At 46.5% G+C, this 11,825-nt stretch carries 7 protein-coding genes and 1 pseudogene; 4 read left to right on the top strand and 4 right to left on the bottom strand.

The window, feature by feature from the left end:
• Positions 1-256: 256 nt before the first annotated feature.
• Both QVA83_RS10445 and QVA83_RS10440 read left to right on the top strand, forming a co-directional pair.
• A complete protein-coding gene (locus QVA83_RS10445; protein WP_287498446.1) occupies positions 257-1,540 on the top strand; it encodes an ABC transporter substrate-binding protein in 1,284 nt (427 codons plus the stop codon).
• A gap of 55 nt (positions 1,541-1,595) precedes the next feature.
• Entirely contained in the window at positions 1,596-4,268 is a 2,673-nt protein-coding gene (locus QVA83_RS10440) for a hybrid sensor histidine kinase/response regulator (protein ID WP_287498445.1), read from the top strand.
• A gap of 213 nt (positions 4,269-4,481) precedes the next feature.
• Here QVA83_RS10440 and QVA83_RS10435 read toward each other — a convergent pair whose 3' ends face one another.
• From QVA83_RS10435 to pepA, 3 genes are read right to left on the bottom strand one after another with little or no spacing between them, the layout of a single operon-like run.
• Entirely contained in the window at positions 4,482-7,256 is a 2,775-nt protein-coding gene (locus QVA83_RS10435) for a valine--tRNA ligase (RefSeq protein WP_039226123.1), read from the bottom strand.
• A gap of 35 nt (positions 7,257-7,291) precedes the next feature.
• Positions 7,292-7,714 carry a DNA polymerase III subunit chi gene (locus QVA83_RS10430; protein ID WP_039226120.1) on the bottom strand — a complete coding sequence of 141 codons (423 nt, stop codon included), beginning with the start codon at positions 7,712-7,714 and terminating at the stop codon, positions 7,292-7,294.
• 6 nt (positions 7,715-7,720) lie between these two features.
• Positions 7,721-9,226 (bottom strand): leucyl aminopeptidase, encoded by a 1,506-nt coding sequence (pepA, locus tag QVA83_RS10425; protein WP_014950602.1) that lies wholly within the window; start codon positions 9,224-9,226, stop codon positions 7,721-7,723.
• Positions 9,227-9,489: 263 nt separating this feature from the next.
• On the opposite strand from pepA, the gene lptF reads away from it, so the two are divergent.
• Together lptF and lptG are read left to right on the top strand one after the other, a co-directional pair.
• Positions 9,490-10,590 (top strand): LPS export ABC transporter permease LptF, encoded by a 1,101-nt coding sequence (gene lptF / locus QVA83_RS10420; RefSeq protein WP_014950603.1) that lies wholly within the window; start codon positions 9,490-9,492, stop codon positions 10,588-10,590.
• A complete protein-coding gene (gene lptG, locus QVA83_RS10415) occupies positions 10,591-11,652 on the top strand; it encodes an LPS export ABC transporter permease LptG (RefSeq protein WP_014977294.1) in 1,062 nt (353 codons plus the stop codon). It abuts the gene before it with no gap.
• A gap of 98 nt (positions 11,653-11,750) precedes the next feature.
• On the opposite strand, the pseudogene QVA83_RS22440 reads toward lptG, so the two are convergent.
• Positions 11,751-11,825, bottom strand: a pseudogene (locus QVA83_RS22440) (RDD family protein); the annotation flags it as partial.

The following is an 11,825-nucleotide window of genomic DNA, read 5'->3' as shown; positions in this document are numbered from 1 at the left end:
AACCTGTGCGACTAGCAAAACACAGATCATCAAATAACCGTTTACCGAAAACCCTTTCTTTTCTTTCATATCACTCACCTTTGATATCATTTTGATATCTTTATAATACAAAATTTTACTACTCGCTAATTTTGATGTGTTACCAAATATGTCAAAGCAACATTTTATTTTTAACTATGGGGTAACATTTTTTGGTAACTCTATGAAATAGATGCCAGAATAATGGAGGGTCATCGTTTACTATGGACGTACGTTAATGCCTTCAAACTCAGATAAAAACGTCGCTTCTTCTTTCCAGCGCCGTACCTTGTTAAAAGGCGGTCTCGCCTTTGGTCTTACTGCGGGCATTACCCCTTTTTCAATCGGAAAAGAAAAACCGACGCTGCGCGTATTAGGCACCCATGTCACGCTTCAAGAAGCCATTCGTCAGCGCGCCATGGAAGACTTAGGCATTAATATTGAGTTCGAGCCGGGTGGCAGTGCAACCGTTCTTCAAAAGGCGTCGATGACCCCCTCGTCATTCGACCTTTATGAGCAGTGGTCTAATAGCATTAATGTATTGTGGCGCGCTCATGCTATTCAGCCCATAGAGAAGAAGCGCCTTCAGTATTGGGAAGAAATAAACGATTTAAGCAAAACCGGAAAACTTACCGAGAACGCGCGAATGGGCGCTGGCGACGCACCGCATAAAATTATTAATGTTCAGGACGACGGCACACTAGGCGCCAACCATACTGACACAATTAGTTTTTTACCTTATGTGCACAATGTTGACTCTTTTGGCTATGACACATCAAAGTTACCCAAAGAACTGCAAGGGCAAGAAGAAAGCTGGGGCTGGCTTTTAGACAGTCGCTATTCAGGAAAAGTGGGCATAGTCAACGACCCCACTATCGGACTTTTCGATTTAGCACTTGCCGCACAAGCTAAAGGATTCATTCAATTCCAAGATATCGGTGCCATGACCGAGTATGAACTTGATGATTTGTTTAGCTTACTTATAGAGTTGACTCAGTTAAACCATTTCAATGGATTCTGGACTTCGGTCCCTGAGTCTGTTGAGTTCATGAAAAGTGGACGGGTTGCAATCGAAAGCATGTTCTCGCCTGCGGTCTCTGCACTGAACGGTCAAGATATTCCGGTTACGTTTGCAGCACCGAAAGAAGGCTACCGCGGATGGCACGGTGTAATGTGCATGTCCTCTGCCACACAAGGTAGAATAAAGGACGTGGCTTATGAGTATATGAATTGGTGGCTGTCGGGGTGGCCTGGCGCATTTATTGCCAGACAAGGCTACTATATTTCCAACCCTAAACGTTCAGCTCAATATCTTTCAGACGCCGAATGGAATTACTGGTACAAAGGGCAAGTAGCATCAGAGCCGCTAAAAGGGCCCGACGGAAATATTAGTGTTAGACAAGGCGCCCAGCGCACTGGTGGGAGTTATGAAGAGCGTTTTAGTAATGTTGCCGTATGGAATACCGTTATGCCAACCTACGAATACAGTTTGCAGAAGTGGTACGAATTCATCACTGCATAATGTTGCGTTAAGTAAAAAACCATAACGTTAATGGAATAAGGCTTTTTTAGTTCACATGTTATCGTCAATTCGAATTCAGCTTATCACCGTGCTACTCGCTCTTATAGCGCTTATATTGGCACAGGGGTTTATTGCTAGAGAAAACCAAGAAGTCCTAAACAAAGGCGTGGCATCAGCGTCAAAGGCAGTAGTTGATGTTGCACTTGTTAAGGAACTTGAACGGGATGTAGTGGACTTACAGCGCAACGTGCTCATATTCAAAGAGAACGCGAGCAAATCAGCCATTACTCGCTTCAGTCGACTCATGGTGACTATTAACACCAAACTCGACAAGTTAGCCCTGGTAGACGAAGACAAGGAAATACAGGAAGACAACCATATCCTTTCAAGAATGAAGGAGCACCTTAACGCCTATCAGGAGAATTTTACCCAAGTTGTCGATGCGCGCTCTGAAAGAGATAACCTTATAGCAAGAGGCACCCTATCTGATATTACGTTACTGGAAAAGATACTGAGTGACGCTAAAACAAACGGAGATATCTCTACTGCCTCAGAAGAACAGGCAAAGACGCTTCTTATTCGGGCAGAAAATGCAATGCTGAAATATCTGATGAAACCCGACATGGGTTTTATTCGAGCATTCAACGAAGCCGCAGATTCACTACGAAAATTAACGCTAACGAAAAATACATCTCTTCAGGAAAGAGTAGAGCGATTGTCGGAAAAAATTAAAGCCGATTTCGTTAAGCTAACCCAGATAACCCAAGGTAATTTATTCTTGGTTAACGTGGTCATGGCGGGTTCTGCCAATGAATTTCTCTATTTAAGCGGTGAGCTGGCCAAAAAAGTAACCACAGACTCTGAAATTGCGACTCAACGCACCTACACACTGGCTGAAAGTACACAGCGTAACGGAGAATTATTTTCTCTTGTTGCCATTCTACTCGCCCTCTCAGCAGCGCTGTTTGCCATGTTTCGAATATTGGGCCCTATTCGTTCTATCACTCAAGTTTTCAATAAACTTGCCCAAGGCGTACAAATTTCCAATATTCCTGGCAGCAGTCGAAAAGATGAGATTGGCAAGCTAGCAAAAGCGGCGCTTGTTTTTAGTGATAAAAACCGAGAGACAGAAAAACTGCTAGATGAAGCAAGAACCATGAACTCTCAGCTTGAAAGCTTAAATAAAGCGATTACTGAGGCGAAAATAAAAGCGGAGCAAGCAACCGCGTCAAAGAGTATGTTTTTAGCCAATATGAGTCATGAAATCCGCACGCCGATGAATGGCATTATCGGGCTAATAGAACTGGCGCAACAGCAAGAGCTGTCCACTACTGTTAAAGGGTATCTCGACAAGGCAGCGTATTCTGGGCAAATATTACTGAGCGTAATTAACGATATTCTCGACTTCTCAAAAATTGAAGCGGGTAAATTGAAGATTGAGGAAGTGAGCTTTTCTTTGCATTCACTGTTCGACAACCTCATTGCAGTTATTGCACTACGCGCAAAAGAAAAGAACTTATCGGTGCACTTTACGGTAAATCCAAAGATACCTCCGCAAGTAATTGGCGACCCACTGCGTATTGCCCAAATAATTATGAATATAGGCAACAATGCTGTGAAGTTCACCGAGCAAGGGCGTATAGATATTGAATTTGACGGCAACTTGAACGAAAAAGGGAACGTGTTAAACCTTACCATGCGAATCACCGATTCAGGCATAGGTATGAGTGCAGCCCAGCTAGATAGAATATTTAAGCCTTTCACTCAAGCAGACGGTTCAACCAATAGAAAATACGGCGGTACCGGCCTTGGCCTTGCGATTGTAAGCCAGCTTACTGAACTTATGAACGGCCGCCTTGATGCCACTTCTACTATGGGAAAAGGCAGTACGTTTGAAGTTGAACTGCCGCTGAAAGCATTTAAAAACCAACCTGGCGTGCTTGAACAAACACCCCAGCTACCTGTTGATAGCCTTTATGTTACTGAAGCAGTATTGCTGCCTGCGGCTTATTGCAACCAGATACAGCTGCCAACTAAATCAACGCTATCAATAGAAGATGCCAAAAATACCGCCGCTTTACCTGAACATATCATTGTAGATATCCATGAGTTCAGTGAATTCAGACAGAATATTGCTTGGTTAAACGCCTTATTAGAAAAAGGGAAGTCTGTAGGCCTAGTGATGGAAAGTGCAGGCAGCGCGCTACAAGCTAAATATGACACGCTATGGAAAGGCCCTCTTATCATGCATCCATTCACACCTGCGCAATTTGAGCGTTTTGTTCATCAGGTGATATCTAAAGATGCAAGTTATGACGGACATCATTTCAGTGAAGAAGCGGAAGCGACGTCACTAGAAGGCCACGTTCTATTAGTGGAAGACAATAATATAAATCAACTCGTCACCGGAGAAATGCTTACCAACCTTGGGCTTACTTTCGATATTGCAGAAGATGGCAAGCAAGCCGTGCAAAAAGTAGAAAATGCCCCGCAGTACGACCTAATATTGATGGATGTACAAATGCCGGTGATGGACGGTTATGAGGCAACCAAACAACTCCGCGAAAAAGGCTTTACTGGCGTACCTATTATCGGCCTTTCGGCTAATGCAATGAAGGAAGATAAACAAAGCGCGATAGACGCGGGTATGAACGACTACCTCACCAAGCCAATAAAGCAAAAATCATTGATAGGCATGTTAAAACAGTACTTAGGCAAACAGCTCTAAACGCCAACGTAAAGATAGGTTCGTATACCAATTCGCATAAATAATTGCCCGCTCAGTAGGCGCTGGCAAGCTTCATAGCGAAGTGTGAGAATGCAGGAACGGCTTTCGAACAAACGCGCTATGTTTAGGGCCTGTTAAATCGCTAATAAAAAAGGGCTACCTTTCGGTAACCCTTCTAATTTGTATCGATAACCCCCGTTCTAGGGGCTGCACTTAAAGCGCTTTAATGGTCTCGAACTGCTCTTTAAGTTTGGCTAGGGCTTTTTCACCCTCTTCCAACTTAGCGCGTTCCTTTTCAATTACTGCTTCTGGCGCATTACTTACGAACTTCTCGTTACCCAACTTGCCACGAGTACGAGATACGTCTTTCTCGATTTTCTCCATGGCTTTAGTAATACGGGCAAGCTCTGCGTCTTTGTCGATAAGCCCTGCCATCGGGATAAGAATTTCCATCTCACCCACAAGCGCTGTCGCGCTGGCTGGCGCTTCTTCACCGTCTTTCAATATAGTCACGGTTTCAAGCTTGGAAAGCTTATCTAGGAATGCCTTAGCCGCATCAAGACGACGCGCGTCTTCGTCGCTTACGTTTTTAAGTAGCGCATTAAGCGGTTTGTTTGGCGAGATATCCATTTCACCACGGATATTACGAATACCCACGATAAACTTCTTCACCCACTCGATATCAGCAAGTACTTTGTCATCTTGTTTCGCTGCATCAACTTCAGGGAATGCCTGAACCATAATGCTTGCGCCCTCTTCCACTTTAAGTGCACTTAGTGGCACAACGCGCTGCCAAATAGTGTCGGTGATAAATGGCATAAGCGGGTGCAACAAGCGAAGCAAGCTTTCAAGCACGTTAATAAGCGTATGACGGGTACCACGCTTTTCAGCTTCGGTGCTGGCGTCATTGTTAAGCACTGGCTTAGTAAGCTCTAGATACCAGTCACAGAACTGGTTCCAAGTGAACTCGTAAACGGTTTGCGCAGCAATGTCGAAACGGTAGTCTTCAAGCGCTTTTTCGAACTCGACCAGCGTTTGTTGGAACTTCGCCCAAATCCAGCGATCGGCCATGCTAAGGACCATTTCACCACCGTCGCGACCTGTATCGTGCTCTTCTGTGTTCATCAATACGAAACGCGATGCATTCCAAATTTTGTTACAGAAGTTGCGGTAGCCTTCAACACGGGCCATATCAAAGTTGATATCGCGGCTGGTTGACGCCATAGCCGCAAAGGTAAAGCGCAATGCGTCTGTACCGTAGGCCTGAATACCATCAGGGAACTGTTTACGGGTACGCTTGGCAATCTTTTCAGCAAGCTGAGGCTGCATCATGCCCGCGGTGCGTTTAGTGACTAGCGACTCAATATCAATACCGTCAATCAAGTCGATTGGGTCGAGCACGTTGCCCTTCGACTTTGACATTTTATCGCCATTCTCATCGCGGATAAGACCAGTAATGTAGATGTCTTTAAACGGAATCTTGCCCGTGAACTTCTTGGTCATCATGATCATTCTGGCAACCCAGAAGAAGATGATGTCAAAGCCTGTAACTAGCACTGAAGACGGCACGAAGGTTTCTAGATCTGGCGTTTCTTCTGGCCAGCCCATGGTCGCGAACGGCCATAGTGCGCTTGAGAACCAGGTATCTAGTACATCATCGTCTTGTGAAAGGGTTACGTCACTGCCAAGGCCGTGTTTTTCACGTACTTCTTCCTCGGTACGGCCAACAAAAACGTTGCCGTTTTCATCGTACCACGCTGGAATGCGGTGTCCCCACCACAGCTGACGTGAAATACACCAGTCTTGAATGTTGTGCATCCACTGGTAGTAAGTCTTGTTCCAGTTCTCTGGCACAAAACGGATTTCGCCGCTTTCAACCGCTTCAATTGCAGGCTTAGCAAGAGACTCAACGGCTACATACCACTGGTCGGTTAGGTATGGTTCAATTACCGCACCCGTTCTGTCGCCGCGCGGCACTTTAAGCTTGTGCGGCTCAATCTTAACCAATGCGCCTTGTTCGTCTAAATCAGCAACAATTTGCTTACGGGCGTCGAAGCGATCTAAACCGCGATACGCTTCTGGCGCATCATCATTAATTTTCGCATCGTCGGTAAGAATGTTGATCATAGGCAAGTTATGACGCTTCCCCATATCGTAGTCGTTAAAATCGTGAGCAGGCGTAATTTTCACGCAGCCTGTACCGAATTCTTGATCGACATAGTCATCGGCGATAACCGGAATTAAACGGCCAGTAATCGGTAGCTTAATCTCTTTGCCGATAAAGCCTTGGTAACGCTCGTCATCTGGGTGTACCGCAACCGCGGTATCACCTAGCATAGTTTCAGGACGCGTTGTCGCAACCACTAGCTCACCGCTACCATCTGCAAGTGGGTAGCGCATGTGCCACATGTGGCCGTCTTCTTCTTCGTTTAGTACTTCAAGATCAGATACTGCAGTGTGAAGCACTGGGTCCCAGTTAACCAAACGCTTACCGCGGTAAATAAGGCCTTCTTCGTGTAGCTTAACGAACACTTCAGTTACGGCTTTAGACAGGTCTTCGTCCATGGTGAACACTTCACGAGACCAGTCAGGAGACGTACCTAGACGGCGCATTTGACCGGTGATCGTTCCGCCGCTGTGCTCTTTCCATTCCCACACTTTCTTGATGAAGTCTTCGCGACCTAAATCGTGGCGCGTCTTGCCTTCAGCGTTAAGTTGGCGTTCTACCACCATTTGGGTAGCAATACCGGCGTGGTCAGTACCCACTTGCCATAGCGTATTGTCGCCCTTCATGCGGTGATAACGGGTTAAGGCGTCCATAATGGTTTGCTGGAAACCATGGCCCATATGAAGGCTACCGGTAACGTTTGGTGGCGGAAGCAAAATACAATAAGGGTCGCCGCTACCTGAAGCTTTAAATAAACCCGCCTCTTCCCATGACTTGTAGCATTGCTGCTCGATGGACTGCGGTTCGAAGGTTTTATCCATTACACACTCTCAAATTGAAGCTAAACGCGAATGACTTATGCAGATTTGAACTGCATGTTGCATCCAGCTTGCTGATAGTTTTTGTATCTTACCCGCGCGGCCTGTTTGGCGTTCTCGTCCACGGGTACAAAATCGATGATTTGACGATGCTGGTTGGGTGTAGGCACCATACCGGACCCCACATTAACCACCATTTGTCGTCTGGCTACCTGCTCTGGCCGCCAACAAATTTCCACCGGCGTTCCTGATTGCGGCCCTTCACCATAAAGGTTATGGGGAACAAAACGGTCAGCCGGCAGCTGCCACAACAATTCATCAACTTCTTCAGCCTGCGCCTGTGTATCGCACAGCACGCTAATCTTTTGCTTATTGGCAAACGCTGATGCAATAACTTCGCTGGCGCGGCCTGCCACACCATTGTCACTGCTGGTAAGTTGATAAAATATCACTTGTGGCATGAATGATTAGTCCTCTAACTTGATATCAGCGCGGTTCATTAAGAACTGAGACAGCATAGGCACTGGACGGCCTGTTGCGCCTTTGTTCTTACCACTGCGCCATGCCGTACCGGCAATATCAAGGTGAGCCCAGTTGTACTTCTTAGTGAAGCGCGACAAGAAACAACCCGCAGTAATTGACCCTGCTGGGCGACCACCAAGGTTCGTCATGTCGGCAAACGGGCTTTCAAGCTGCTCTTGGTAATCGTCCCATAGCGGTAGACGCCATGCGCGATCTGAGCTTTGCTCTGACGCATTAAGTAGTTCGTGAGCAAGCGGATTGTGCGTACTCATCACAGCTGTTGCATGGTGACCAAGTGCGATAATCGCTGCGCCAGTTAGCGTGGCTACGTCAATTACTAGCTCTGGGTCGAAGCGCTCTACATAGGTTAGCGCGTCGCATAATACTAAACGGCCTTCGGCATCAGTGTTTAGCACTTCAACGGTTTGACCCGACATAGTCGTTAGAATGTCACCCGGACGGTACGCTTTGCCATCTGGCATGTTTTCACAGCCTGCCAATACACCAATAACGTTAATTGGCAGATTCAGCGCCGCGATAGTGTGCATAGTACCCAGTACGCCTGCAGCACCACCCATGTCGTACTTCATTTCATCCATGGCTTCGCCTGGCTTAATTGAAATGCCGCCTGAATCGAACGTAAGGCCTTTACCTACAAGTACAATTGGGGCTTGATCAGCTGGGCCACCGCGGTGATGCATAATACTCATCATGCTTTCGTTGTCTGAACCACGACCTACAGCCAAATACGCTTGCATACCAAGCTCAGCCATTTGGGTTTCATCAACGACTTCAGCGGTTACGCTGTCGTACTGGCTGGCAAGCTCTTGCGCCTGCTGCCATAGGTACGCTGGGTTACAGATGTTTGGCGGCATGTTAGCCACATCTTTGGTCACTTTCGCACCACGAGCAACCGCTAAACCATGCTCAACTGCACGTTCACCAACGGTAAGTTCACGGCGTGTAGGTACATTAAATACAATTTTACGCAGTGGGCGACGTGGTTCGCCTTTCTTGGTTTTAAGCTGCATAAAGGTGTAAAGCGTGTCTTCAGTTGCTTCTACTGCCTGACGTACTTTCCAGTAGGTATCGCGACCTTTAACGTGAAGTTCGGTAAGGAAACATACCGCTTCCATCGAGCCTGTTTCATTCAATGTTTGAATGGTTTTGGCGATTATGTTTTTGTACTGGCGCTCGTCTAATTCGCGCTCTTTACCACAACCGACTAGAAGCACGCGCTCGCTTAGTACATTTGGCACGTTGTGTAGCAACAACATTTGGCCGGCTTTACCTTCAAGGTCGCCACGGCGTAACAAGTTGCTGATATAACCTTCACTGATTTCGTCTAGCTGTTCAGCCACTGCCGTTAGGCGGCGCGGCTCGAAGACACCCACAACAATACATGCGCTGCGTTGCTTTTCAGGACTGCCACTTTTTACACTAAACTCCACGATATCACCTCGCTTTTCGTCGTTTATGGTTTGCACGATGACTAAAATCACGTAACGTTTCGCGCTGCTTTATGTTTTAATACGCAGCATAACTTTTTAGTTCGCTGCAATTCACGCTTAAAGACCTATTGAATATAGGTTAAATTTGCGTCAAAACACCATGCAAACGGTTTATGATTGCAGGCAAAACTTGTAAAAACGGTAAGTTTAAACAAAATTGTGCTTTCTTTCACTAAAATTCCTAATTTTCCGGAAGGGCTGAGATGCTGATATTCCGCTATTTACTTAAGGAAACGCTGAAATCTCAGTTAGCGATTTTCTTTATCCTAATGGCAATTTTTGTCACCTTACGATTTGTGCGCGTTTTGGGCGACGCCTCAGACGGTGATATTCCCGCTGGGCTAGTGCTTGGCTTTCTAGGTTTATATGCCCCTATCCTCTCTTCATTAGTGCTGCCTATCAGCGCCTATTTGGGCATTATGCTGGCACATGGCAGGCTGTATGTAGACAGTGAAATGACCGTAATGCGGGCCTGCGGCATCAGTGAATGGTACGTTACGCGGGTAATGCTGTTCTTATCTGTACTTATCATGATAGTCACAGGCGCGATCACCCTTTATTTCGCGCCATTGGCTGCAGAGAACGAATATCAGCTGCGAGAAAAAGCCAGAAATGAGGCGGGAATATCGGCGCTAATGCCAGGTAGATTCCAGCAAACCGGCAACGAAAAAGCGGTTATTTTTGTGCACGATGTAGACAACAACGATAAGCTACAACGTGTGTTTTTATCGCAAAATCAAACAGACGATAGCGAAGGCGACGTGCGCGTTGTGTATGCGCAAACTGGTGAAGTGGCTAATAACCCTGACGGCACGCGAAACCTTGTACTGAAAGAAGGAGTACAGTACGAAGGAAAGCAATCTGAAAAGGCTTTCCGCAAAGTAGAATTTGACGAATACCAAATTCAGATTGCCGACAAACCCGCCGACGAAACTCGTCGTAAGGTAAGCGTACTGCCTACTAACGAACTGTGGGAAGACGACAGTATTGAAGCCAGAGCCGAGCTTCAGTGGCGTATTGCCATCCCGCTTTCCATTCCGTTTTTAGTACTAATTGCTGTGCCGCTAAGCGCAGTCGACCCGCGTCAGGGGCGCTTTGGTAAAATGTTCCCTGCCATCCTGCTTTACTTGGGATACTTCTTGCTGCTACTGGCAAGTAGACGAGTGTTAGAAGACGGCAAAATGCCACCTCAACTTGGCTTATGGTGGGTGCATACCATCATGCTGATCATTGGTGTTATGTTGATTGTGCGAGACAGAAAAACCGGCACAGAGCTGCGCGCTTGGATATTGGGGAAAAAGTAGATGTTTAAGATCCTCGATTTATATATCGCCCGTACGCTGTTAGGCACTATTACCGTTACGCTTAGTGTACTTATTGGCTTAAGCGCGCTTATTAAATTTGTAGAACAGCTGCGAAAAATTGGCGAAGGCGACTATGACATGCTGGTCGCTTTTATCTACGTATTGCTAAGCTTGCCTCGCGACTTAGAGCAGTTCTTCCCAATGGCAACATTGCTGGGCGGCCTTATTGGTATGGGCGTACTGGCTAGCAATAGCGAATTGGTAGTGATGCAGGCCGCAGGTATGAGCCGCTGGAACATCATAAACTCAGCCATGAAGTCGACCCTTGTAATGATCTTATTAGTGATGGCCGTTGGCGAGTGGGTAACCCCGTACAGTGAAACCAAGGCAAAACAGATAAGAACTGAAGCTATTTCAGGCGGTAGTTTATTTTCTTCCGATAAGCTGGTGTGGGCAAAGGATGGCGACCGATTTGTAAGCATAGGCCAGGTGTTAAGCCAAGACTCTCTCAAAGATGTGAGCATATTTAGCTTTAACCCTGACTTGTCGCTAGAGAGCATTACTCACGCTAAAAATGGAGCCTTCGACGGCGACGGTTGGTGGCTAAGCGACGTTGAAGTAACCAAGTTTACTGAAACGAATGTTACAGTAGATGAAAATAACCGCATGCGTTGGAATTCAACACTGACACCAGACAAACTAGGCATTGTTGCGGTTAAGCCAGAGGCTTTATCTATTACTGGGCTGCTGGATTACGTGAACTACCTAGAAAATAACGATCAAGACCCTTCTCGTTATCAACTCGCCTTGTGGCGCAAGGTATTCCAACCTATTTCGGTAGGCGTAATGCTGTTAATGGCATTGTCGTTCATCTTTGGCCCGCTGCGTAGCGTTACAATGGGCGCACGCGTGATTATGGGCGTACTGACAGGCTTCGGTTTCTTTATTCTTAATGAAGTATTTGGTCCAGTGAGTTTAGTCTATCAGCTGCCTCCGTTCTTAGGGGCTTTACTACCAAGCTTGCTGTTCGCGGCCATCGCAGGGGTAATGTTGAGGCGTTGATCAAGCTATCACATTCGTCTAATTCAACAGTCACAACTAATAAAAAGAGGCCTTGCAGCCTCTTTTTTTGTGATTTTTTAGCGTCTTACAAGGCATCTTTACCAGCTCTTGTGGTCGTTCGCTTCTTTGGTCAACTTCAGCACTTCGGTTTTTGCCAGTCGGTCTTGCAGTGA

Source organism: Alteromonas sp. AO-Serp, from assembly GCF_017849675.1.
In the GTDB taxonomy this organism is placed as follows: Bacteria; Pseudomonadota; Gammaproteobacteria; order Enterobacterales; family Alteromonadaceae; genus Alteromonas; species Alteromonas macleodii.
This window is presented reverse-complemented; position numbering and strand designations above follow the sequence as displayed.